This is a genomic window from Clostridioides sp. ES-S-0108-01, from assembly GCF_020662285.1.
Taxonomy (GTDB): Bacteria; Bacillota; Clostridia; order Peptostreptococcales; family Peptostreptococcaceae; genus Clostridioides.
Window position 1 is genome coordinate 23120 of the sequence record NZ_JADGMN010000018.1, and the last position, 24216, is coordinate 47335.

Annotated in this window: 26 protein-coding genes and 1 pseudogene; 7 read left to right on the top strand and 20 right to left on the bottom strand. The window is 27.6% G+C overall.

The window, feature by feature from the left end; genetic code table 11:
• Positions 1-55: 55 nt before the first annotated feature.
• The 11 genes from IR152_RS15030 to IR152_RS15080 all read right to left on the bottom strand — a co-directional run bounded on the left by IR152_RS15030 (position 56) and on the right by IR152_RS15080 (position 8612).
• Positions 56-313 carry an acyl carrier protein gene (locus IR152_RS15030; RefSeq protein ID WP_227452743.1) on the bottom strand — a complete coding sequence of 86 codons (258 nt, stop codon included), beginning with the start codon at positions 311-313 and terminating at the stop codon, positions 56-58.
• A gap of 12 nt (positions 314-325) precedes the next feature.
• On the bottom strand, positions 326-1435 hold the full coding sequence (locus IR152_RS15035; protein ID WP_227452744.1) for a 7-cyano-7-deazaguanine synthase: 1110 nt from the start codon (positions 1433-1435) through the stop codon (positions 326-328).
• Positions 1436-1450: 15 nt separating this feature from the next.
• Complete coding sequence (locus IR152_RS15040) at positions 1451-2998, bottom strand: amino acid adenylation domain-containing protein (RefSeq protein ID WP_227452745.1); 1548 nt, start codon at positions 2996-2998, stop codon at positions 1451-1453.
• Positions 2998-3396: a 6-carboxytetrahydropterin synthase gene (locus tag IR152_RS15045; RefSeq protein WP_227452746.1), complete on the bottom strand. Its 399-nt coding sequence runs from the start codon at positions 3394-3396 to the stop codon at positions 2998-3000. Before IR152_RS15045 ends, IR152_RS15040 begins: the two co-directional genes overlap by 1 nt.
• A 158-nt stretch (positions 3397-3554) precedes the next feature.
• Positions 3555-3683 (bottom strand): GTP cyclohydrolase I, encoded by a 129-nt coding sequence (locus tag IR152_RS15050; protein ID WP_227452747.1) that lies wholly within the window; start codon positions 3681-3683, stop codon positions 3555-3557.
• 210 nt (positions 3684-3893) lie between these two features.
• Positions 3894-4475: a 4Fe-4S binding protein gene (locus tag IR152_RS15055; RefSeq protein ID WP_227452748.1), complete on the bottom strand. Its 582-nt coding sequence runs from the start codon at positions 4473-4475 to the stop codon at positions 3894-3896.
• Positions 4468-4698 carry a 4Fe-4S dicluster domain-containing protein gene (locus IR152_RS15060; RefSeq protein WP_227452749.1) on the bottom strand — a complete coding sequence of 77 codons (231 nt, stop codon included), beginning with the start codon at positions 4696-4698 and terminating at the stop codon, positions 4468-4470. Before IR152_RS15060 ends, IR152_RS15055 begins: the two co-directional genes overlap by 8 nt.
• A gap of 79 nt (positions 4699-4777) precedes the next feature.
• Positions 4778-5053 carry a Mor transcription activator family protein gene (locus IR152_RS15065; protein WP_227452750.1) on the bottom strand — a complete coding sequence of 92 codons (276 nt, stop codon included), beginning with the start codon at positions 5051-5053 and terminating at the stop codon, positions 4778-4780.
• A 75-nt stretch (positions 5054-5128) separates the two neighbouring features.
• Positions 5129-6430, bottom strand: a complete 1302-nt coding sequence (locus IR152_RS15070) for a replicative DNA helicase (protein WP_227452751.1) — start codon at positions 6428-6430, stop codon at positions 5129-5131.
• A 277-nt stretch (positions 6431-6707) separates the two neighbouring features.
• Positions 6708-7904 carry a conserved phage C-terminal domain-containing protein gene (locus IR152_RS15075; protein ID WP_227452752.1) on the bottom strand — a complete coding sequence of 399 codons (1197 nt, stop codon included), beginning with the start codon at positions 7902-7904 and terminating at the stop codon, positions 6708-6710.
• A 450-nt stretch (positions 7905-8354) separates the two neighbouring features.
• A complete protein-coding gene (locus IR152_RS15080) occupies positions 8355-8612 on the bottom strand; it encodes a Mor transcription activator family protein (RefSeq protein ID WP_227452753.1) in 258 nt (85 codons plus the stop codon).
• A gap of 851 nt (positions 8613-9463) precedes the next feature.
• Between IR152_RS15080 and IR152_RS15085 the strand changes: the two genes are divergently transcribed.
• The 7 genes from IR152_RS15085 to IR152_RS15115 all read left to right on the top strand — a co-directional run bounded on the left by IR152_RS15085 (position 9464) and on the right by IR152_RS15115 (position 13937).
• Positions 9464-9685, top strand: a complete 222-nt coding sequence (locus IR152_RS15085) for a DUF1659 domain-containing protein (RefSeq protein ID WP_003429509.1) — start codon at positions 9464-9466, stop codon at positions 9683-9685.
• A gap of 348 nt (positions 9686-10033) precedes the next feature.
• Positions 10034-10264: a DUF2922 domain-containing protein gene (locus IR152_RS15090; RefSeq protein WP_003437662.1), complete on the top strand. Its 231-nt coding sequence runs from the start codon at positions 10034-10036 to the stop codon at positions 10262-10264.
• 12 nt (positions 10265-10276) lie between these two features.
• Positions 10277-10426 (top strand): YvrJ family protein, encoded by a 150-nt coding sequence (locus IR152_RS15095; protein ID WP_227452754.1) that lies wholly within the window; start codon positions 10277-10279, stop codon positions 10424-10426.
• Positions 10427-10681: 255 nt separating this feature from the next.
• Entirely contained in the window at positions 10682-11119 is a 438-nt protein-coding gene (locus tag IR152_RS15100; RefSeq protein ID WP_227452755.1) for a LytTR family DNA-binding domain-containing protein, read from the top strand.
• 322 nt (positions 11120-11441) lie between these two features.
• Positions 11442-12272 (top strand): type II CAAX prenyl endopeptidase Rce1 family protein, encoded by an 831-nt coding sequence (locus IR152_RS15105; RefSeq protein WP_227452756.1) that lies wholly within the window; start codon positions 11442-11444, stop codon positions 12270-12272.
• Between the two features lie 169 nt (positions 12273-12441).
• Positions 12442-13266, top strand: coding sequence for a MerR family transcriptional regulator (locus tag IR152_RS15110; protein ID WP_227452757.1), 825 nt, complete (start codon positions 12442-12444; stop codon positions 13264-13266).
• A 494-nt stretch (positions 13267-13760) separates the two neighbouring features.
• Positions 13761-13937 carry a hypothetical protein gene (locus IR152_RS15115; RefSeq protein WP_227452758.1) on the top strand — a complete coding sequence of 59 codons (177 nt, stop codon included), beginning with the start codon at positions 13761-13763 and terminating at the stop codon, positions 13935-13937.
• A 115-nt stretch (positions 13938-14052) separates the two neighbouring features.
• Here IR152_RS15115 and IR152_RS15120 read toward each other — a convergent pair whose 3' ends face one another.
• The 9 genes and pseudogenes from IR152_RS15120 to IR152_RS15160 all read right to left on the bottom strand — a co-directional run bounded on the left by IR152_RS15120 (position 14053) and on the right by IR152_RS15160 (position 24106).
• Entirely contained in the window at positions 14053-15612 is a 1560-nt protein-coding gene (locus tag IR152_RS15120; protein ID WP_227452759.1) for a ClC family H(+)/Cl(-) exchange transporter, read from the bottom strand.
• A 138-nt stretch (positions 15613-15750) separates the two neighbouring features.
• Positions 15751-15828, bottom strand: a pseudogene (locus tag IR152_RS15125) (IS200/IS605 family transposase); the annotation flags it as partial.
• A 237-nt stretch (positions 15829-16065) separates the two neighbouring features.
• Positions 16066-16638, bottom strand: a complete 573-nt coding sequence (locus IR152_RS15130; protein ID WP_227452760.1) for a manganese catalase family protein — start codon at positions 16636-16638, stop codon at positions 16066-16068.
• Between the two features lie 61 nt (positions 16639-16699).
• Positions 16700-16963 (bottom strand): spore coat protein CotJB, encoded by a 264-nt coding sequence (locus tag IR152_RS15135; RefSeq protein WP_227452761.1) that lies wholly within the window; start codon positions 16961-16963, stop codon positions 16700-16702.
• Positions 16963-17184 carry a spore coat associated protein CotJA gene (locus IR152_RS15140; RefSeq protein ID WP_227452762.1) on the bottom strand — a complete coding sequence of 74 codons (222 nt, stop codon included), beginning with the start codon at positions 17182-17184 and terminating at the stop codon, positions 16963-16965. Before IR152_RS15140 ends, IR152_RS15135 begins: the two co-directional genes overlap by 1 nt.
• A gap of 461 nt (positions 17185-17645) precedes the next feature.
• Entirely contained in the window at positions 17646-18182 is a 537-nt protein-coding gene (locus tag IR152_RS15145) for an IbrB-like domain-containing protein (RefSeq protein ID WP_227452763.1), read from the bottom strand.
• A 17-nt stretch (positions 18183-18199) separates the two neighbouring features.
• Positions 18200-19513, bottom strand: coding sequence for a phosphoadenosine phosphosulfate reductase (locus IR152_RS15150; RefSeq protein ID WP_227452764.1), 1314 nt, complete (start codon positions 19511-19513; stop codon positions 18200-18202).
• Between the two features lie 492 nt (positions 19514-20005).
• Positions 20006-22657: a glycosylhydrolase-like jelly roll fold domain-containing protein gene (locus IR152_RS15155; RefSeq protein WP_227452765.1), complete on the bottom strand. Its 2652-nt coding sequence runs from the start codon at positions 22655-22657 to the stop codon at positions 20006-20008.
• A gap of 75 nt (positions 22658-22732) precedes the next feature.
• Positions 22733-24106 (bottom strand): PTS transporter subunit EIIC, encoded by a 1374-nt coding sequence (locus IR152_RS15160; RefSeq protein WP_227452766.1) that lies wholly within the window; start codon positions 24104-24106, stop codon positions 22733-22735.
• Positions 24107-24216 lie beyond the last annotated feature (110 nt).

Here is a 24216-nt window from a genome sequence, read left to right on the forward strand (position 1 = left end):
TATAAAATAATTATACTATATTTACATAGATATATTAAGATAGAAAATATATATATCAAAGTTTATTATTAATACACTCCAATACTTTTTTAGATATATCATCAATAGTTATTTTATATATATCAATCAATATTTCGTCTGGAAGTTCAATACAATAGCAGTCTTCTATTTTTGTTATCAAATTAATATAATCTAAAGAATCCATTCCATAATCTGAAATTTTAATTGTACTTTCAATTATTAGATTGTGACTATTTAAAATATCCCTCATTAATAACAAGATGTCTTCATGTAAATCTTCTTCAATACTCATTATAATATCTCCTTAATATTTGTTTGGTGTATTTAGATACTCAATAGGATCTTCCAAGCCGAGTTCTTTAAAAGCAAAAAATCTAGTTTTACAGTCAGAACATTTTCCACATTGATGAATCTTACCATTAATATAAACCTCTTCATTATGACATGTCCAACAATTTACAAAATTAATACCTAATGAATTTCCTAACTTTATAATTTCTTTTTTCCCACCAATATTTAAAAGAAATGGAACAACTTTAATTTCTGAAGTGCTATATTGTAAACTTATTACTTCATTTATAATTTCATAATACTTAATTGAATTATCTGGTGAAATATTATCATCCCTTTGACTTCCAGTAGCAATTGTATTTATATTAAAGATATTACAAAATTCTAGAGATATTCCAATAAATATTGTATTTCTAAAAGGAACATATTCATATATTTTATTAATTTCCTCTAGCTTAACATTTGGCTTTAATAAATCAGAAGAAAAATTTATTTTTTCATAATAGTTTTTTAAACATACTTCATTATAAGATATATCTGTAATCTTGAATAATTCTTTCTCAATTTTTTTAGAGCATTCATGTTCAATATTGTAATTTGTTTGTCCATAATTCATAAATAATAAAACTAATTTTTTATATTTATCAGCTAACATATATGACACAACACTGCAATCTATGCCTCCAGAAAATAAAATCAAACAATTATTATTTTCATATTCTTTACAATGTATTTTTGTTTCTAAATTATCAAAGTTTTTAATTAGTGGGAAAGAAAGATGTATGTTATTAATAGTACCAATATCAACCAATTGCTGTAATTTATGTATATATTTATTTGCATCATAAGTTATTTTACTAACTTCTAACTCTTCAATATCTATAATTAAATTAGATATTTGTAAAGCTTCTGCTATTCCTATACCAAATGAAAAATGAGAAAAAAAAGTTAATTTCTCTATATACTTAATATTTGCTGTAAATAACTTTATATCATTACTTAAAGAAAGATTTTTTCTATCAATATCACCAAGATAAATTACATAATCTATATTATAGTCTGGTATGGAACGTAATATATTATCAATATTTTCTTTATTTCTTAACAATATAGCATTGCTCATAATAATATTCTCCTATTATTGATATATTTTACTAATGTTTTTATTATAATATGATTCTAGCTCTTTTTTATCTATTTTTCCATTTGCATTCCTTGGTAGTTCATCTATAATAAACCATTTATTTGGTATTTTATAATCTTCCAATCTCTCTTTACAAAAATTAATTATTGAATTTTTTTCAATATCTATATAAGAGCTATAGAAACAAACTAAATTATTGTTAATTTTTAATATACAGCACTCTTTAATAAAGTAACTATTTTCTAATACATGTTTGATTTCACCTAATTCAACTCTAAAACCTCTTATTTTTATTTGATCATCTTTTCTTCCTACAAAAAAAATATTTCCATCTGAATCTATTTTTGCTAAATCACTAGTGTAGTATACAAGTTCGTTACTTTCTTTAAATAATGGGTTTTTCTTTAAATGTTTAGTCGTTTCTTCAATATTATTCCAATATCCGTTAAACAAAGTTTTTCCTCTTAATATTATTTCTCCTACTTCATTACATTCCACTTTTTCGTAATTATCATTGATTACAAATAAATCAACGTCATCAATAGGTTCACCAATAGGTATATCTGTCATAGAATTTTCTAATAAATTTGGAATTACATAAAAAGTGCTTGCAGCAAATGTTTCTGTTGTTCCATATCCATTTATAAAATCCACCTTAGGTAATATTTTTTGCAAACTTTTAACTAATTTTATATTACATTTTTCATAACCTATATAAATTTCTTCTAAGCTTGACATATCATATTTTTTCAATATATGCCTATTATCAACTAACAAATATAATAAAGAAGGTCCACACCCAAAATTAGTAATTTTATTTTTCTCTATAAACATTAATAATTTTGTTATAGACACATTTTTGCTTTGTATATATACTTGTCCACCACTCATTATACTGGGTATAATTTCGGTTAAAAACGGGTCAAAATATATTGGTGTTCTGCATAACGACCTTGTATTTGTAGAATGTTTAAATGTATTAACTGCATAGTTCATAAAAGTCATTATACATTGATGATTTATCATTACCCCTTTTGGTGTTCCTGTAGTTCCAGAGGTATACATAATATATACAATATCTTTATCTATTATTTTCAGCTTAATTTTATTTGTTGATGAAATCTTATACTCCATAAAATCTATTTTATCCGTTGTCACTTGGTCTGATATATTATGAACTATAATTTGGTTTCTATAACTAGATAAAGAATTCAAATATTCTTCCTCAGATATTAATATTTTACATTCAGTATCTTCAATAATGAATTTTATATTATTTACTGATTGATTTGGATTAATTGGTACATAAATAGCTCCTATTTTTAATATTCCAAAAATAGCTATAATTGAATCAATAGTCAAATCTAATAGTAATCCAATCCTGTCTCCCTTTTTTATATTATGCATTAATAAAAAATTGCCAAATTTATTCGACATTTTATCTAATTCTTCATTTGTCAATGTATTACCATTATGATTAAGTAAAACATTATTATAATTTTTTTTTACGTCTTCAATTAAAGTATTAAGAGTCGTTCTCATTATATTTGCTCCTTAAACGTAACATATGATTTATCTGTTTCAAATAATATTACCTCAGATAAAACAATTCCTAAAAGATTAAATTCTTTATTTAGAATATTCCAAATAATATAACACATATTTTCTGCAGTTGGTATTTCATTTATCACATCATTTATTACTTTATGATCAAAAATTTGTACTATTTTTTTATTTATTATCTCTTTAATTTTCGAAAAATTTATTATCATTCCATCTTCTGATATGTCACCTCTTACAGTAACATGTAATTTATAATTATGCCCATGCATATTTACACATTTTCCATAAATATCACTATTTTCTTCTCTCGTCTTTTTTTCCATTGCTAAAAAATGACCACTTTCAAAGTTACAAATAACAGTTGCATATTTAATCATCTCATATCATATGGCACTTAAATTTATGCCATGTTCCTCCTCATAGTATATTTGTTTTCTTTATATTAACAAGTTTATAAATTTAGTAATCTAAATATTTTTGGTACTCATCTAGTTCCTAGTATGTAATTTACTCTTAATAAAAATACTCATGCTTACTATCTTGATAAATTATAAAAATCTTTTATATTATCTTGAGATACGTTTCCAATTATTGATTTTGTAATTGTCTTTGAACCTTGCTTTTGTACACCACGCATCATCATACATAAATGAGAAGCTTTCATAAAAAAAATATTACTAGAATTATAAATTCTTAGTAATATTAAGTAATAAAAAATTTAGCCACATAAATATAAATACACTTAGTTGCAAGTAATTCTGAGTTCATACAAACTTACTTACAACTAAATATCTTATTTCAATACCACGTAACTTTATTTTATAACAATTTGTCTTTAAACATTAACCCCCTTAAATCTTAACATAAACTCTATCTATACAGACTTACACTTTGCCTTACATACCATCTGAGTCATAGTACCCATAGGACAATAAATGCACCATGAACGAGGCTTAAATAATATCATAGTAATCAATCCAAGAACAGTAGATGTAAGCATAACACTATAAAAACCAAATGCAAATTGTACCACCCACGGAGAAACTAAAGTCCCATGATACGCCCATTGCCAAGGCATTTTTATAGTCCACAACAAAGTCACTACCTCTTTAAAGCCTCTACTCCCTTCAAACACCAAATAAGTTGAAAAAAGCATGTTGGCAAACATCACCATAAAAAATGTCAAAAAACCATATCTAAACCACTTACTTCTAATAAATTTAGGAATATCTTTATTTCTTGATAGCTTTAATTTATTTCCAAGCAAATTAAACAGTTGCCCTCTTCCACAATACTTATTGCAGTACGCTTTATTTCCCTTAACAATGGAAATAATTAGCGGCACAAAGAAACAAATTAATCCAATCCAAGCGAAAATAATATTTACAAATCCCAATATCAAATATATTGAAGAAAAAATCCATAAATAGTCATACCAATGTTTTTTATTATTCATGACACTTACCTTCTTCCTCATTTAATATTGTTCTAATCTCAATCACAGATGCCGGACATATCTTTTCACAAATACCACATCCAACACATAGGTCTATATCAACTTTTGCACTAATACCACATGGAACTGAAATAGCACCTCTTGGACATGCCTTTATACAGCTTCCACAAGCTACGCACTCATTTTCTAAAATATTTGCATATCTCTTTTTTTTATTAGACATAATAACCTCCCTATATTATTAATCTATAAGAATTATATCATGGCATTTATTTTTTATCTGTGACTTAATCACAATATATCTATTTTTTTCTAACAATGTATCTGACATTAATAACACTCATATCAAACATTCTTGCCAATTCTGTATAATTTTTTCCATTAAATAATTTAATTATAAGCTCATTTCTAGCCTCTTTTAAAGCACCCTCCACTGTCTTAATATAAAAATATGTTCCCCCACTTTGTTGGCACAACTCAAGATACTCCAACAAACTATACTTATGCAACTCTTTTGGAATACTCACTTGTATATTGTGTTCTTCAAGTAATTCTATTACTTTTTCTAAATCTAACATATCTTCACCTCATATTTTATACTATATTTGCTATTACTTGACTTTCAATAAACTTGTTATCGCTATCCTATTGACCTAATAATTTAGCTCTTGAAAATGTAACTTATCCCCAAAGTAACAAAAATGCTTATGCCTAGTCTGTCCATCTCTACACTTCGCAACTATTAAATCAACTATCTTAATCCCCCTGTACTCTGCTTCTCTAACTGCTTCCTCACTTTCTCCTATATCTTTTACTGCTTCTTCATAATCACTCCCCTTTAATTGATGTATATAAACCACATTGTTGCTATCGTGGTAGATGGCTTTGCTATCCCTCATAGGTCTATCTCCATAAGGTCTTGAATCTTTCATTTCATCATTTAACTGACTTAATTGAATTACGGGTATATTAAAATCTAAAGTCATATTTTTAAGTTCTCTTGAAAAAGTAGCTACCTCCCTTTCTCTTTTATCCATGCTTTTCTGTGATGTAAGGAGTTGCACATAATCCACTATTAATAAATCTGGCTTTACCTGTCTTATCCTCTTTCTAATTGCACTAATTGTATCTATCTTATCGTTAATATAAATTAAGTTATTCTCACTTAAATCACCTATTGCATTTACAATAAGTTTCCAATCATTTTCATTTATCTCTTTAGATTTCATATCCCTTGTACTTACACCAGTTACTCTACATATATTTCTCATAAATACTTGCTCGCTGGTCATCTCTCTACTTATAAATAAAGTCTTTTTACCTTGCTTAAATGAATTTAACATTATTTGAAGTGCCAAAGCAGTTTTTCCAACCCCTGATTTAGCTGCTATTGTAGTTAGCTCCCCTTTAAAAAGCCCCCCTATAGTCGTATCAAGTAATTTTATACCAAATTTAAATCCAACCTCTTTTTTGTTTTCTAAAAAATCGAGGACCTTTTCTGCTATACTATGTACATCATCATTTTCATAGGTATCCTTATCCAAAATTTCTTTTATATTACTTTCAAATTTGTAAATACAAGTATCTATATTTTCTCCAAGATTTAGACTTTGTAAAAGTCTTTGACAGCTTTGATTTATACTTCTTCTAGCTAGGTTTTCTTTTAAGATTTTAATGTAACTATCAATCCCAAAAGTTCTACCCCAAGTGATTATGCTAGTTAAGTCACTAGTTTTTATTGCTAGAGATTTTTTATCTATCTTTGATTTCACAGTGGCTACATCAATCACTATGTTCTCTTTTTTAAGTTCTTTCATAATTTTAAATATCTCAATACACATAGGAGTCATAAACATGTTTTCATTTAACTCATCTAGCTTATAGCTTAATTTATCGTCTAAAAGAATTGTACCTAAAATAGATTGTTCTATTTCAACATCTTTTGATTTAACCATATAAATTAATCTCTCTTTCCTCAATAAGTTTTTATATTTTGATTTTTAAATACGTTATCAGTTATAAATACATTATTTAGTTATGATACACTACTAGTCATGAATACGCTATTTATTATGATACACTAGTTATTGTGTATATATCATTCTTCTTAATATGCTACTAGTTATAAATACACTATCCATTATGACACAATATTCGCTATGAATAATTGTTAGTTATAATACATTGTCTACTATGAATGTCTTATTTATTTTGAATACATCTTTGGACTGATTAAAGTTCACATATTGGATTCCAGTATCTTACATTTTCATGTTTTTTTCTCTCACAGACACTATCATCATATGTTGCACAATCAGAATGTATATAGTTACTACTGTCACGATTGTTGCCTTCTCTATACTGGTAAACATTACTTTGACTTTTTATAGATATGTTTTCATTTACATAGGATTCAAACTTATAACTAAATAAGGTTTCTGGTCTTATATACATTTCCATTATGGTATCTTTCCACTTAGCTACTTTTACCTCAATAACTTTGTAGAAATCTTCTAATACATAACCTTCCCTTAGCCTTTCATTGATAAGTTTTATGCTTATTGGAGAATTGATTTTAAAATTCTTGCCTGATTTTTTGTTTAGCATATTTATAATGCTTTGCTGTATATTTTTTTTATTAATTTTATTTAAAGACTCTTTTTTCTTTGTTACACATTTAGTCTTTTTTTGCATGTCATGAGTATCATTAAAAGTATTCTTTTGACTTTTAACGCTTATATCACTGTATACCTTGCTATTGCTTAATTTCATAACCTTTTTATTTTGACTATTTTCTATACTATTATTAGTTCTTTTATATATATCATTATGTGTATCATTAAAATTAAGATTTATTGACTCTGATTGTGGATTAGAATTTTCTTCTTTTAATTTTCTTACATCAAAAGATTCATTGATATAGTTTTGGTTAGTGTTAATACTAGAAAATTCTATATCACTACTATCAACACAATCGACATTACCTATACAATCACTTTCTATATCACTACTGTCAAGACAATCGCCGTTACCTACACAATCACTTTCTATATCATTACCGTCAACACAATCACCATTATCTACACAATCAAGTTCCATACACCTATCATCATCAAATAGACTTCCATTAAGTTCTATACTTACATAACTGTATACAGAACGATTACCTTTTACACCCTTAGATACCAATCTTATTATCCCTAAATCCAAAAACTCTTTTACAAGCCTGCTTATAGTAGAAATAGAAAGTTGTAAATCTGTAGAAGTTCTCCTAACTGTCATATAAAATTGTCCTCTTGGCAGAGTCCCTTGAAGTCTTTGCACATTTTCCTTTCTCATTATGTAATGATTAAATCTTATTTTGTTAATATCATTCCTTATATCAAAGCCCAATACCACTGAATTCAACTTGTAAAATCCATTATTCATCTCTATTTCCCCCATTTCTACTAATAATTGCTATCAACTAGATAATTATTATTTTTATATAAACAACAAAATAATTTAAATATAAATATATATTTTCTTTAATATTTTTTAATTTCATAACTAATTTCTGAAAATATCTATTTATATTCTTAAATTTATAAATATATTATGTCATATTAGTTTAAATTTCTTTATTTATATAGTTCATTTATTTATTTTTCCCCTTTATACAAGCAATTGTATCATTTTATCTATTTTTTAGCCAACAAATATTTTCGACTATTTTCTTTGTATTCTAAATATATCTCCAGTATCTAACAAATTTTTTTATAGAATATACAATGTATTTAAATTAATAAGTAATAAATTTAGTTAATTTGTCTGAAAAAACTTTATAAAATGCCTTTTTTATCTTTACACTTACATTTAATAAGACTATTTACATTATGTTTATATACTATTTTCATTGAGTATTCGCTTAATATTGCCTACACACATATTATATCTAATAGCCAATTCATTGTAGTTGACTCCGTTAAATTGTTTTACTATTTCCCTATTTCTAGCATATCTAAAAATCCCCTTATATGTAGGTATATAAGTATTTGTTCCTCCATACAACTTAGTAACCTCTACAAACTTATCAATTCCCACTATTTCTACCATTGCATGAAACTGAACTGGTATATCTTCTACTTTTATTTTCATAAGCTTCACTTCCTTTTAAAATATTTTTCTAGCCTTAACAGAGTTTTTGTTTAATACATTATTAACTAAACTATATTTATTAGCTTTATTAGACCTAATAAAAAATATATTAGCTTTAAAGTTAATTACTATCTTGACCTTAATAAAAATATATTAGCCTTTAAATCAATTCATTTCTTGACCTTAATAAAAATATATCAGCCTTTAAATCAATTCATTTCTTGACCTTAATAAAAATATATTAATCTTAAAATCAATTTCTCTCTTGACCCTAATAAAAATATATTAGACTCTAAATCAATTTCTCTCTTGACCCTAATAAAAATATATTAGACTCTAAATCAATTCCTTTCTTGACCCTAATAAAAATATATCAGCCTTTAAATCAATTCATTTATTAACTCTAATATAATTTTTCTTAATCTGATAACTGTATTAACTTTAATAAAACTTTTCATAACCTAGTAACTTTGTTAGCTTTAATAAAGATTTTAATGGTTTAAAAGTAAAATGTTAATATTGGACTTTTAACTTTTTTATTTACAGATTAAATTTAATAAAATTTTTAACATAAACTTTAACATATAATATTCAACTCTACATATATAAAACTCCATATAAAATAACTCAACTAGTAGGAAAATATATAAATACTATTTCAAAATACTAAAAATATATCTTCCTAAATAACTTATAAACTTACTATATACAGGTAAATCTTTCCTGTAGAAATTTACACAAAAAATCTTAAGAAATTACTGTTTAACTCCGATACTATTTTAGATGATAGTATTATAGTTAACAAAGAAAGTCGACAAATCTTTGAAATTAAATTTTTAGGAGGTAATTTTATGGAAGTTGTTTCAACAAAAAACTTATCTAGTATAAAACTAAAATTGGATGCTGGTTTTGATGATAAGGGTAAGGCAGTTATTAAAAGCAAGTCATTTGCAAATGTAAAGGCAGAGGCATTAAATGAAGATGTTTATGCTGTTGCAGAAGCAATAGCAAGTCTTCAAGAAAAACCTATTGTTGATATTTTAAAATTAGACAGTACATCACTATCTAAATAGTGTCTTTTAAACATAATCTGCTTTACAAATAAATTAACTCTTTATGTAAAAGACTAAGTTATATAATGCACTTAATGTGCTATAGATTTAGCAGGTTATAACTTCAATGTGGATTATAAATTTGATATATTGATACTTTAAAAATTAATATATTAGATATATTTCAACTTAAACATGTTAGCTATTTTAAATGCTGTCGTACTTCATTCAGTCTAAACTAATTGAAATAAAGCAAGGCATTTTCTATACCAACAACAATTAGTATCAACAATTAAACAATTAATATTAGCAATTAAACAATTAATATTAACAATTAAAAATATAAATTATTATATCGGAGGTAATTGTATGGAGATTAAGAAAAAATTAGTCATGAGTTTTAAAAATGTAAAGGATAAACAAGTTTCTTTTTCTATAGAAAATCCAAAGGATGACTTGACTGAAGAAAATATAAAATCTGTCATGGATTTGATAGTATCTAAAAATATTTTTTCAGTTGGAGGATTTGACCTCGCTTCTGTTGTTGAAGCCAAGGTTGTGGAAACAAATACCACTCCTTATGACTTAGTTATAGAATAGGGGGCTAATTTTATGGATGATAGTTTACAGCTGTTAATAACCAATGTTGGTTTTCCCATAGCTCTATCCATGTATTTATTGGTTAGAATCGAGAGCAAACTAAACACTTTATCAAACAGTATTGATACACTATCCAAAAATATTTTGCTATTTAAGAAATAATTTGACAATATATGTAAATCATAAAATAGGTTTATTTGTAAAATAATTAGATATGTTCTATAAAAAATACTAGGATATTTGGATAATTTATCCAAATATCTATAGTATTTTTTTAATTTTACCACCTAAAATTTGAATTTTACTGTTTTATTTTTGAATTTTACTATACTTAATTTGAAATTTATAACGCATATAGTTGGACTCCATAAGATATAATGCTATTCTAATGACAGTAATAAAATGAGGTGATGATTAATGAAAATACATGTCGAACAAGCTATTAATTGCGACGATATTGAAATAACTATAAAATGTTCTACTCTAGATAATAACATCGAAAAAATAATTTCATTATTAAGTACACCGTTACTTAATATAAAAGGTAAAAAATCAGGGGAGATTTATAAGCTTAATGTCTGCGATATTTTATATTTTGAGACAGTTGGAAATAAAACTTTTGCTTATTGTGAAGATGATGTGTTTGAAATTGATTTAAAAATATATAAATTATCAAAATTATTAGCTAATACATCCTTCTCACGAATATCCAAGTCCATGATTTTAAATATGGACTACATAAAAAGTATAAAAATAATATCACATAGTCGTATGCAAGCCACTTTAAGAAACAATGAAAAAGTTATTATAAATCGTCGTTACATAAAAAATATTAGAGAAAAACTGAATATTTAATAAAAATCTAAATTACTTTATTAATATCACTAATTGTACATTTATTGACCTATTTAATAGTCAAAATAATATAATATACTTGATATTAAGTACTAACCGATTATATTTAGTGTAGAAATAATTAGCCAAAATATAAAAAATAAGATATTATTATATCCAGCAACTAATATTAAACGACAACTTAATACATAAGAAAGAAATAAATAATTAATATAAATTTAAAGTTTATTATAAAGCGAAAGGATAGTAAAAAATGCAACTATATAACACCCCTTTTAACACAAATAAACACTTAATCTATTTCTTTACATTTACTATATTATTGAACTGGATATTTAGTCTTATACCCGTATTACTTGGAATTACAAATACGATACTTGGAGAAATCATTTTTTACCTTGCATATACATCACCAGCTATTGTAGGTCTATTTTTTATCTCTACAATCTATCCACAAAGTGCAAAACAAGATTTCATTTATAGGTATCTCAGCTTTAAAAAAATGGGAATAAAATGGTCATTATTAACAATATTATTTTTTTCTTTAACTTTTATTATTTCTTTAATAATCGGAAATTACTTTAATGTAAAGACTTCTGGTATAGATTGGGGATATATGGCAATATTTAGACCTTCTCAAATAACTTATATGTTATTCGCAAGTTTTATATTGAGTATACTTAGTCAAGAAGCTGGATGGAGAGGGTACGCTATTGACAAACTGTTAGTCAGATTTGGATTTATAGGTTCTTCAATGATTTTAGGGCTTATTTGTGGAATTTGGTATCTAGGGTCGTATTTTACACCTAATCAAATGCCGTATAATCTAGCACAATACTCTCTATTTGATGCCTTTTTATTCATACCAAGCATCATACTTTTAAACTTTATCATTAATTTTGTATATATCAATACGAATAGAAGTATTTTAGCAGCTGGATTTACTCATATGATACACAATTTCTTCAATGTTCAATTACTTTTACACTACCCTATTAAATTATGTATAATAGCTCAATATGTACAAATAATATTTGGTCTAATATTTCTTACATATATGATTTCTTCTAATAAATTTAAACAGAAGGTAAATTCTGAAATTGAACAGATAAAGTTGGATGATTTTGAATTTGAGTTAGACTGGCAATTTTAATATGAATTATAAAATTTAAGATAATCTGTAATTTGATACGATTATGACTCAAATACAGTAACTAATAGTTTATAATAACATCTGAAAAATATTGGTATTTCCCTAAACGCTTGAAGTATATAAAAACAAAATATATACTGATTATAAGTGAAAAGGAGGTCATATTTTCATGTTTAAAATTGGAGAGGTTTCAAAACTGACACAAATTTCTATTCGTATGTTACGTTATTATGATGAGCTTGGTATTATAAAGCCCGCAGAAATAGACAAATATACAGGTCATCGACTATACTCAGTTGAACAGATTTCAACTCTACAAAAAATTGTCTTATTGAGAGATTCAAAATTTAGTGTCGCAGAAATAGCAAATATCGTACATAATTGGAATGATGAATTCGTAATTAAGGAATTGAATCGAAAAAAGAATGAAATACAAAATGAAATAAAGCAGGAACAACAGAGAATAAATAAAATTGATAAATTTATAGAAGCTATAAACTATGATAAAGATGAAATTCATTATAATGTTGTATTTAAAAAAATTCCAAGTTATAAAATCATATCACTTAGAGAAGTAATCCCGGATTACTACTCTGAAGGTATACTCTGGAAAAAATTATATAACTTTGTTAAAGAAGAACATATAGAAGTATCACGTCAATCCAACAATAATATATCCTTTTACTATGATGAAGAACTTAGAGATAATGGTGTAGATATTGAGGTTGGAATGGTCGTAAGGAAGATTGGAAAGAATAAATCTAGATTTATATATCGTGAGACAGAAGAAGTTGATATAATGGCATGTACCATGGTATATGGTCCTTACGAAAATATAGCTGGTGCATATGAATCCTTCTGTTATTGGTTGGATAAAAATAATGATTATAAAATGTCGAGTATAAATAGACAAATTAGTCATAAGGGGAAACATAATGAAACAAATCCTGAAAATTATCTTACAGAAATTCAAATCCCCCTTATAAAGGTATAATGGTGGTTGTCTCAAAGTGAGCTTTTTAGTTCATGAGATACTCTTTTTTGCATGAAATCGCTCATCTCTATTTTGGGATAGCCACACCCATTGACATCCCAAAATTTTCATGATAATATCTAAACGTGTATTAAACACGTTTAGTTTTTTTATGGATAAATTTTTAAGAGGAAAAACTATGAAAGCAAATTCAAAATGAAAATCAGAACAACCAAAAAACTGAAGCTGAATACAGAACTATTGCATATCAAATAACTTCATTAATTCAGTTACTTTTTCTCCGTTCTGATGCTTTTTTTAAGTATAGTGGTATTGATATTTTGAATGTTGAACAGAGAAATAGTTTAATAGATTTTCAATTAGATTTACTCTTAGTAGATATTACAAAATAATAATATATTCATTTTTCACGTACACCTTTGTTATTCTCTGGTAATGGTTGAAAATATTCTCATTGACTAAAATATACTTACATTAAATAAGGGGGAGTTTTAATGTTTTTTACATTTATAGGAACAATATCAGCAATTTTATTATTGTGTACAATTATATGTGGTTTATGGATAAAACTTAATAATCGCAATAATGACTCGAATTCTCACTTTACTTTTTCAATACTTTCAATCGCTTTTTCACTGTTAATTGTAGTAACCTTTTTAGTAAAAAATTAATCTCTTTGTTATGGTGGTTTTTATTATTATAACTTCTTATTATTGTAGATTTTTAGTATTACAGGATTTTCACTATTTTGGCTTCTTTACCATAATATAGTAATATTTTAGCGTATTAAAACTCTTTACACAAACTTTCCATCTTATCATACACAACACCACTGTCTCTCTCATCTGTCATGGTCACAATTATATCACTTGGTTTAAGAACTGTTTTACCCCTAGGAATAATCTCTTCCCCACCTCTTTGAATAGCTACCAGAAGACAATTCTCTGGCCACTGTATATCCTGAATTTTCTTGTTTGCAACAGGAGAGCCAAACATAACCGAAAACTGGTCTAATATCTTTTCTCCCCTCTCTTTAGGAACAGGTTCTCCATTTTTCTCAAGTAATCGCTCCAAAAGACTTTCATAAATAGGTTTTGACTTCATAAGAGTAGCCACAATGTATGCCACAATCGAAATTATAGAAAGTGAAAGCATTTGACTAACAGAACCTGTCATTTCAAAAATCAATATAATTCCAGTCAAAGGGGCACGCACAATAGCTGTAAAATATCCTGCCATAGCCAAAAGTACAAAATTATTGACATAATCTGGATTCATCCCAAAAACTTTAACACCTATCATTCCAAATATTCCACCTATAAATGCTCCTAAAACAAGCAATGGAAAAAAGATTCCCCCTGGTGCACCTGACCCAAAACTAACAGCCGAAAATATAAAACGTATAACAAAAATCAAAACGACCATTCCAAAAATATATTCATGACTTGTAAGTGCTTCAACTAAATTGTGTCCACTTCCCAACACTTCGGGCATTACAAACCCAAGAATACCAGCCATTATAAATGGAATCAACAGTTTTCCAAATGTACCGATTTTAGAAATCTTCTTATATAAAGACTGCACATATAGAGTAAACCAATTATAAAATGCACCCATAACTCCAAGAATAACACCTAAAATCACTATTAACCCATAATAATCCTGTGGCAATACATTCCCAATATCAAACTGGAACACAGACTCCAAGCCTAGAAAATTAGCTGAAATATAGTCTGCTGTCAAAGATGCTGTCATCACAGAAATTAAAACAGATACTGAAAAGTTTTTATGTACTTCTTCCAGTGAAAACATAACACCTGCTAGTGGTGCATGAAAGGCTGCTGATAATCCAGCACTTGCCCCACATGTTAACAGGAATTTTTCCTCTGTCTTACCTCGGTCAAGTGCTCTAGAAATACCCTTCCCCGCCATAGCACCAAGCTGAATAGAAGGACCTTCTCTTCCTAAAGAAAGACCACCCATAAGTGATAAAAATCCGCCTATAAACTTTGCTGGCAACACACGCCACCATACTTGCTTAATTTTTCCTGTCATTTCCCCCTCAAGCTGAGGGATACCACTTCCAGAAATCATTGGTTCCCAGTCTACCAACTTTGATACAATCCAAGCAAGTAGTGCAAGCACTACAAACCAAGCTATTATTTTTATTGTAGAGCCTTCTACAAACTTTAAAATTTGACTAAGCCAAGTACCAGCCTGCCCCAAAAGTATCCTATATAAAAGCACAATCAAACCAGCTACAGCACCTACCATCAGTCCTTCTCCAATTAAAATTACTTGAAAATGCTCTGCCCGTTTGATAATATAAGATGTATCCTTTTTCATACTTTTCCTCCTTAACCCAACAGTTCTGTACAATATAAACAAAGATAACTTTTAATTTACTAAATATAGAAAAATTTATCACTTCCTTTGAGATGTTTTTTGACTTTCTACGTATTGCTTTATTACTGACAAAGGTGCTTAGCCAACAATAGAAACAAGATAACTATTTGTCCATAAAATTGTAAGTTTAGTTGTTAGATGTGAAAATTCATTTTGATTTATACTTATTATCCACAATGGTATTATATATTAATTATTTACATAATACAACAATCCGTATCTATCGCTTTATATAACCATAGTTCTTACATCTCCAGCATACTTACGTTTAGAATAGAGTATTTTCTTTGATAAAATAATATGTTTAAATAGCAAGGTAATCTATTTAAACAATAAAAAATAAGAGATAAAGGAAATTAATCCAAGCCTTTACCTCTTATTTTTAATATTTTATTAGAACTGATGTTTACATTCTGTAAATTCGTAAACATCCATTAGTGCTTCACCAAATCTTTGATAGTGTACTACTTCCCTTTGACCTAAGAATCTCAATATATCTTTTAAATCAGGGTCATCAGTTAAATTTATTAATTGATAGTACGTAGCCAATGCTTTTTGTTCAGCAGCCATATCTTCATGTAAATCAGTTACCGAATCACCAAAGACATTAATATAGCTTGTAGTAAAGTTTACTCCATTAGAATCTACTGGCTGAAGACCATGTCCAAAATTAGCATAATTACTTCCAAGCCCAGCATCCTTAAGCTCTTCTGGACTACAATTACTTATTAACTGATATAACATTGAAGAAATTATCTCAACATGAGCCATTTCTTCTGTACCTATATCAGTTAAAAGTGCGCGAGATTTTCCAGTTGGCATAGTATATCTTTGTTGAAGATATCTAGTTGCAGCTGCCAGCTCACCATTAGGTCCTCCCAACTGAGTCATTATATATTTTGCCATTCTTGGGTCTGCCTGTCTTATGTTAACTGGATGTTCCAGTGTTTTTTGATAAATCCACATATTATATTACTCCTCCTTAATATATATTTAATAATAAATCTAATTTTAAAACTGCATAATTCTATTTATAAAATGACTTATCCCATGGCCAAGGTTCAGATATCCATGACCAAGGATATGAACCTGATTCATATCCAAAATTAGTTAATGCTCCATATCTAGATTCATAATCACATACAGCTTGTGTAAATTTGTCGCAGTATCTTCTATATGAATCAAGAGCTCTCTCATCTCTTGGATTGTTATCTAAATATAAATTTAATTCTATACATGCAAATTGATATTCTGAAATTCGCTCTAAAAGCTCTCTTCTATTTAATGACATTAGTACATGTTACCCCCTTTTTTAGCTCTAACTCTATTTTTAGGATTTGCATATAGCCAATCATTATAATTATTTGACTCTATTAAATCCAATTCAGGAAATAAAGTACCTCTTTCTAATGCTGTTTTTGGATTGTATGTGTCATCATAAATTTGATGATTAATGTATGGTCTAGCAAATTCACAACAATAATCTTCTCTATCATTTTTTAAATACTCCATTAATTATCCTCCTTAATTTTTAGAATCTTAAAATAGTATTATTTTTAATAATTGTATACTTGTTCTATATTATAAACAGCAGTTTTAATAGACCTTAATAATAGGAATAAATATCTTTTTTGTTCTTATTTTGTTCTTAAAAATCTTCCTAATTAACTAATATTTTATAAGTATCTATTTTAAATAGTTGATATAGAGTTTATACAATTTTTTATAATTTAATTACTATTTACTATATATTATTCATTTTTAAAGAAAGTGTGATTGTATTTTATTAAAAATAACATAATTATACATTTTAATACTTTTTTATATTAAATAAATTTATATTAAAATATTTTTTATTATATAATTTTATTTAATTCAAGAGTATAGTCATAAAAAAAAGAATAGGACATTTTTCCTACTCTCTTCTCTTATTTATATATAATATTAACACTCTTCATTTTTAATATATATCTTTAATTTTCTTCTTTTATATCAGAATTAAAGGGAATCCATGCATTACCAAACTCTTTATCTTTAAATAAATAAGCTAATCCAGTTATTTGCTTTAATCTAAGAATTTCATCAATCTCCATACCCAGATGCTTTGATATCCATTTATCAGATTTTCCAATTTCACAAAGTTCAGTTATAATATTGCTCATTAAATCAACATTATGTGAACCCCTTGCACGATTATGTCGAATAGTACTTGCCATTCTCTCATCAAGAGATTTATCAATTACTGAAACAGGAAGAAGTCCACTTTCTCTATCATATATATCCTTATTTTCAAGCATTATCCTATAACGATGAAAACCATCTACAATAATATACTTATCTTTTTCCTGATTATAATAGCAAACAATTGGCATTGTATAACCATCTTCTTTTATACTTCTATACAACAACTGCATTTCTGGTGGAGCTACTGAATTTGGATTATAGTCGTTAGATTCTATCTTTTCAATTGGCACTGCGATGATTCCATATACAGGACTTTTATATTCCATAGCACCTTAACTCCTATCTAATGAATTTTTTCATATTTTTTTTTAATATACTCTGTTCTAATTTTTTGGTCTTTTGTAGGACCAAATCCCATAAACTTACACATATGGTCATTTTTTAAAATACAATAGCACATTCTTTTCCAACTTGGTATATCTTTGGTGAATTTAATATCATCTGTATCATCAGGTATATCATCCAAAAATATGACTCTACTCTTTTTGTCTTTTGTATGATTTGAAACTCCATTCAATTCTATTTTATAACCCTTTCTTATCAATTCACGTATAACGATTTCTGACAAACCACCACCTGTATTATGCCAAAAATCAATAGATGTTGAAAATTTTTTAATATAGTTATTCCTTATATTTTCAGGTAAGGTATCAAGCAAAAAATAGGTGAAACTCTTCCAAGTATGTCCATATGGCAACTTAACACTACGATATCCCATAGCTTTTGTTTTTCCATAAATAGAAGTGAAATTAACTCCTTGTACTCTAGCAACCAATTTCATCCATACCTCTGGGTCTAATACTCTATATAAATTTAAACTCTCTTTAGCTGAATCATTAAAAGGAGATGCTACTCTCATTTTTCTTGGAGCTACTCCAGCTTTATAGAATAAATCATAAATTTTATTATAATCATAGTTAAATTTATAGTGAGCTAGCCAGACATCTTCTATCTCCCAATCATATATAGGGGATGCTGTCCAGACATTTTTAAATTCCTTAGTTATCCAACACTTTCCTTTATATCCATGCTGCTTATTTACAATAGAACAATAACGTTGCAGAGATTCTGCTGCTCTTGTTCCCAATAAGCAAACAACTTTTGCACCTTCGTGTATATCTCTAATCCATCTCCCAAATTGTTTTGCCAAATTTTCTTGTCTCATTTTATATTTATAATAAGTAAAAGGATTATTTTTTTGATTTATTATGTATTCTTTAACCGGCATTTCTCTTACCCATAACTCTTCTTTCTCATCATCCCATGGATACCAAAACATTTCATAATTTCCTACAGCAGTTCTTGTAGCCATTGGCAAACACACCCAATATGGTTCAATATCTTCAATATTCTCATCAAACACTTTTTCAACATATTCAGTAGTCATACTATATTGAGCCTCAAAATCTTGATGAAATACTCCTATTTTGGAACTTATATTATTCTTTCTCTTAAAATCCAAAATTAAGTTTAGAAGTAAACCACTATCTTTTCCTCCGCTAAAGGATACATAGATATAATCAAATTCATTGAAAAGATAAGAAAGTCTTTCTTGAAAAGCTTCAAATACATCGGATTCTAAATATCTCTTATCCATTCGAATTCTCCCCTTTCAACTAGAAGTTTATGAAACCTTACAATGCAATATTATTATGCTTTTTAGCAGTAATTAGCATAAATTATACATTACTTAAATACACAAATACAACTAAACACATATAATTATAATAAAATTATACTTTTGTATTATAAACTATATTCTATCATTATTTTACATTTTTTTCTAATATATATGTATATCATTTTACATTTTTTTCCAACATATATAGATAACATATTTTTCTATCAATTAACATTGACTACTCTATATTTTATACATACTGTTTAAATAAGAAATAAAAAACATGACAAACTGTTGTCATGATTACTTTATTATACTCAATATACTCAATGATATTAGATTAAATCATATACATCAAAGAATAGTGATTTCAGATAGAAATCTATTCATTTGTTTTCCCTTTTTACTAAATAAATAAGTATTAGATAATCTATATTTATCTAATACTTATACATACAATTTAATATTTTACTTATAGTACTTTATTTTTACATCCCCAATTATTCCACTTGGTTGTAAACTTCTGTATTGTGACAAAAAATCCTTTTGCGAAGTACCTAGTGTATTAGTTACTTCTACAGTGAGCTTATTCTCTCCATTTTTTACTTTATCATATAATTTAAATGTATATGGTTTACTCATTTTAACACCTAGAGAAACTCCATTTAAAAACACTTCTGCTACTTCATAAACATTACCTAAGTCAATTTCTATTTCTTGTTTTTCATCTTCTATACTAAATACAGTTTCATATTTTATAGTTCCAGAGAAATCCGGATATAATTTAGGTGAAGATATATTTGTTAACTTTTCCATTACAAATTTATCGCTGAAATTGGGATAACCATTACTGTCGGTCAATGATACATTCCACTTTGTTTTTATTATTTCTTCTTTTAATAATGAATAGTGTTCCTTAGTATCTGCTTTAAATTCCTTGTCACTAATTATATATATGGTCGCTTCTTGAGGAGCTAATACTAAGTCGACTACAATATCTTTTTGTCTATTTTTAATCTTTATAAGTTTATTTTCCATTGCATCATACTGATAAATTATTCCATTACTATTAGTAGCTATCTTATTAATAATAGTACTATCAGGTGATTCATTAAAGAAAAGATATACATCCATTTCTTTTTGCTTATAGTGATAATATCTTAAGTATTCTTCTGACCTTTCAGGTAAAATATCATATATTTGTTTTTCTTTTAGATAAGATACTAGATTATCTAATTGAACTACCGATAAGTTTTCATTATTTATACTTAGATATTTCTCTACCCCTGTATCTAGAGAATTACTAATATAAGAAGGTAGTTCATCTATAAATATCACAGATATATTATTATCGACTAACCTCTTTATGCTTTCTAAAATCTCTTTTGGCAACCCTTCCGAATAAGGTATTATTAACGTTTTAAATTCTTCCTTATTAACTATAATTTTATTATCATTAAGTTTTGCATCTTTTAATAAATCTCCTGAAATTATATCAAAATCAATTTGATTTTGAGTAAGAGCTTTTGCTGGCTTTTGCGTTAACATATAGTTGCCTGACCACTCTGCTTCTGCATGATAAAGTATTAAAGCTGATGCTATATGAATCCCGTCACTTATAAGTTCACTTACACGGTTAGAGTAATTCATTAAGTGTGAAAGATACCTATACTGTGGATTGTTCCCGTGAGCATAAAAATGTGGTGCACAGTCAGAATCTGGGAATGGAGCCATTGAAAATGCATGAGGAATAAAGTGATTAACTCCACGGACTAACATATGGTCAGTCAACCATTTCATTAAATTTAATCCTTCAGACCATCCATAAGCACCATATAATTCACATAATGTTCTTCCCTTTTTCTTTGAATCCAAGTGTCCAAGTGAACTCCCTAATTTAGCTAGTGTATAGTGAAAAAATTCTCCGTCCCATCCAATAGATGTAAAAGTACGGAAGTATTCTTTATCCATTCCTGGAAGAAGCTGGTGAAGTACAACATCTATTCCTGACATAGTTTGCCCACTTATTGCTCTAAAGAAGTGTCCTGTTCCATAGCCCAATCTAGCATGAGCATTATTATCTTCAATTACATGACCTACATATTCTAAATTATGTTTTACACACCAGTTAGCTAATTTATCTGTAAAGTTTTTCGAGTATAAATCAGAAATTATATTCATATATCCATATCGTATTCTTTGACTGCCTTGCCCATCTGAAATCAACAATGGTAGTAATTTACATATATCCGAATCAATTTCTTTAGATAAAAGTTCCATTAAGTCCGCTCTCCAAGGTAAAACCATTTCAAATCTACCTATAGATGCATTTGAACCCTTTACATTTCCAAACCTAGGTTCATCTGAAAAGAATCCAGCTATTGTACTTCCAAAATACTCACCAAACTGTTCATAATGAGTTTCATAAACCTCATCTATAAGTACCTGTGTAGCTTTTGAATCTATTGGATTTAGGTAATTCTCTGTGGAAACTTCTCCACCATTATAAGTTTGTACTAATACGAATATACGCCATTGTCCCTCTGGTATGTCCCAATATACTACACCATCTTCTAGCTTATCTGTTAAATCAATTAATGTAGATGAATCTATACTGCTGTACCCTGTAGATTTAGCAGCAACGACACCTATTATAATTTCTTCATTTTCCTTTTTTATGTTAAGTTTATTCTTATCTGTACCAACATTCATTATAGAGTTACGCTCTCCACCTGCATGCCATTTAACAATTATTCCTGCATCTTCTTGAGGACCATGATAATCTAATTGATTTATTTTTAAATACTTCTCTCTAAGTTCTGGATACTTATTCTTAATAGCACCGTTAGCATATCCAGTGGGAAAATGGCAATCGTCAAATAACCAAACTCTCATATTTTTTTCTTTAGCTGACTCAATTACAACCCTTAAATCTCCCCACCACCTTGGTCCGGCAAAATCTGGGTGAGGTCTTGGCTCTACACAAACTTCTTTAATACCACTTTCATATATTTTATCTATATAACTTCTTATTGTTTTCTCATCTTCTCCATGCATCCAAAGAAAAGGAAAGATGTAGTTTTTCTCTTGATTGTTTAACAATATCTCTATTTTATTCATACCTTCATCCTTTCTTATAACGATATTATGGAGTAAGATATGTTTTTAAAACTTACCTTACTCCTCTTATATAATTTATGCTAATTCCTTAACTAATTTTTTAACTCCAAATAGGTAACTTAATACTAAAGGTACGAAAAATGCAACTATAGATGCTATTATATAAGCTGTAAAGTTGCTATCTATACCCTGTGGATTTATAAACATAGGTGCTGCAAAAAGTGCATTTCCTCCAAAGCTAAACATATGAGCATTCATTGATGCAGTGATTGCTCCAGCTAGACCTCCTCCAATAAATGCTAACACAAATACATTTTTATTTGGAAGTGCAATTCCATATATTATAGGCTCTGTAACACCTAATAAACCTATTACACCTGTAGAAAGTCCTAGTGCTCTTTCATCTTTATTTTTAGTTCTTAAACCAAATCCTATTGCCGCACCAGCTAAAGCAAATACAGTTACATTTAATATTGCATTTATTGGATCTTTTCCTAATGTAGCTACATTGTTCATTAGAATTGGAATAAATGCATAATGTAGTCCAAAAATTACTATTACTTGCCAGAATGCTCCTAAAATTACACCTGTTACTATAGGGCTAAATGCATATATGTTTTGAGTTGATGAAGCTAATATATCACTAAGCATAGTAGCTATAGGTCCTATAACTAAGAAAGTAAGAGGAACTACAACAATTAATGTAATAAGTGGTGTGATAAATGCTGTTATAGCAGTATATATTTTATCTTTTATCTTAAGCTCAATTATAGATGCTACATATGTTGCTATTAACACTGGAAAAACCGAGTTACCATAACTAGTTAATACGACTGGTATATTTAAAAATGATAATGCAAATCCATCATTATAAGCTGTTACTATTGCTGGATACACTAAAGCTGCTCCTATTGTTACTCCTATATACGGATTAGAGCCAAGTTTTTTTGCAGCCGAAAATCCTAATATAATTGGTAAGAAATAATAAAAACCATCTGCAAAAGCAAATAATACTTGATATGTTCCGCTATCTGTACCTATAATACCAAAAGATGTTAATCCTGCCAGAATTCCTTTTGTTATACCCGCTGCAGTCATAACTCCAAGGACTGGATGTATAATTCCCGATATTGCCTTAAAAAACTGATTAAAAATACTTGTTTTTTCTTTTTCTTTCTTTATCTGAATTTTTTCTTGATTTGGTATACTAAGTTTACTTGTTATTTCTGCATAAACTTTTTTAACTTCTGGACCTATTATTATTTGGTATTGTCCTCCAGATATAGCCACTCCAAGCACGTCTTTTTGTGACTTTATTTCTTCAGTTTTGACCTTGTCCAAATCTTCAAGTACAATTCTTAACCTTGTCATACAATGGTTAACTGTATTAATATTTTCTTTACCACCTACAAGACTTATAATGTTTTCTGCTAAAATAGAATAATCCATATTTAACCCACCCCTCCTAATTTAACTTAATTTAAAATAGCTTCTATTACCTTTACAATTTAATTCATTAGTTATAACCTTTGAAATAATCGTTTACTCATTCTTATAAT

Coding starts and splice junctions, on each gene's coding strand:
- IR152_RS15030 (WP_227452743.1), bottom strand. CDS start 313: ATGAGTATTGAAGAAGATTTACATGAAGACATCTTGTTATTAATGAGG.
- IR152_RS15035 (WP_227452744.1), bottom strand. CDS start 1,435: ATGAGCAATGCTATATTGTTAAGAAATAAAGAAAATATTGATAATATA.
- IR152_RS15040 (WP_227452745.1), bottom strand. CDS start 2,998: ATGAGAACGACTCTTAATACTTTAATTGAAGACGTAAAAAAAAATTAT.
- IR152_RS15045 (WP_227452746.1), bottom strand. CDS start 3,396: ATGATTAAATATGCAACTGTTATTTGTAACTTTGAAAGTGGTCATTTT.
- IR152_RS15050 (WP_227452747.1), bottom strand. CDS start 3,683: ATGAAAGCTTCTCATTTATGTATGATGATGCGTGGTGTACAAAAGCAA.
- IR152_RS15055 (WP_227452748.1), bottom strand. CDS start 4,475: ATGAATAATAAAAAACATTGGTATGACTATTTATGGATTTTTTCTTCA.
- IR152_RS15060 (WP_227452749.1), bottom strand. CDS start 4,698: ATGTCTAATAAAAAAAAGAGATATGCAAATATTTTAGAAAATGAGTGC.
- IR152_RS15065 (WP_227452750.1), bottom strand. CDS start 5,053: ATGTTAGATTTAGAAAAAGTAATAGAATTACTTGAAGAACACAATATA.
- IR152_RS15070 (WP_227452751.1), bottom strand. CDS start 6,430: ATGGTTAAATCAAAAGATGTTGAAATAGAACAATCTATTTTAGGTACA.
- IR152_RS15075 (WP_227452752.1), bottom strand. CDS start 7,904: ATGAATAATGGATTTTACAAGTTGAATTCAGTGGTATTGGGCTTTGAT.
- IR152_RS15080 (WP_227452753.1), bottom strand. CDS start 8,612: ATGAAAATAAAAGTAGAAGATATACCAGTTCAGTTTCATGCAATGGTA.
- IR152_RS15085 (WP_003429509.1), top strand. CDS start 9,464: ATGGAAGTTGTTTCAACAAAAAACTTATCTAGTATAAAACTAAAATTG.
- IR152_RS15090 (WP_003437662.1), top strand. CDS start 10,034: ATGGAGATTAAGAAAAAATTAGTCATGAGTTTTAAAAATGTAAAGGAT.
- IR152_RS15095 (WP_227452754.1), top strand. CDS start 10,277: ATGGATGATAGTTTACAGCTGTTAATAACCAATGTTGGTTTTCCCATA.
- IR152_RS15100 (WP_227452755.1), top strand. CDS start 10,682: ATGAAAATACATGTCGAACAAGCTATTAATTGCGACGATATTGAAATA.
- IR152_RS15110 (WP_227452757.1), top strand. CDS start 12,442: ATGTTTAAAATTGGAGAGGTTTCAAAACTGACACAAATTTCTATTCGT.
- IR152_RS15115 (WP_227452758.1), top strand. CDS start 13,761: ATGTTTTTTACATTTATAGGAACAATATCAGCAATTTTATTATTGTGT.
- IR152_RS15120 (WP_227452759.1), bottom strand. CDS start 15,612: ATGAAAAAGGATACATCTTATATTATCAAACGGGCAGAGCATTTTCAA.
- IR152_RS15130 (WP_227452760.1), bottom strand. CDS start 16,638: ATGTGGATTTATCAAAAAACACTGGAACATCCAGTTAACATAAGACAG.
- IR152_RS15135 (WP_227452761.1), bottom strand. CDS start 16,963: ATGTCATTAAATAGAAGAGAGCTTTTAGAGCGAATTTCAGAATATCAA.
- IR152_RS15140 (WP_227452762.1), bottom strand. CDS start 17,184: ATGGAGTATTTAAAAAATGATAGAGAAGATTATTGTTGTGAATTTGCT.
- IR152_RS15145 (WP_227452763.1), bottom strand. CDS start 18,182: ATGGAATATAAAAGTCCTGTATATGGAATCATCGCAGTGCCAATTGAA.
- IR152_RS15150 (WP_227452764.1), bottom strand. CDS start 19,513: ATGGATAAGAGATATTTAGAATCCGATGTATTTGAAGCTTTTCAAGAA.
- IR152_RS15155 (WP_227452765.1), bottom strand. CDS start 22,657: ATGAATAAAATAGAGATATTGTTAAACAATCAAGAGAAAAACTACATC.
- IR152_RS15160 (WP_227452766.1), bottom strand. CDS start 24,106: ATGGATTATTCTATTTTAGCAGAAAACATTATAAGTCTTGTAGGTGGT.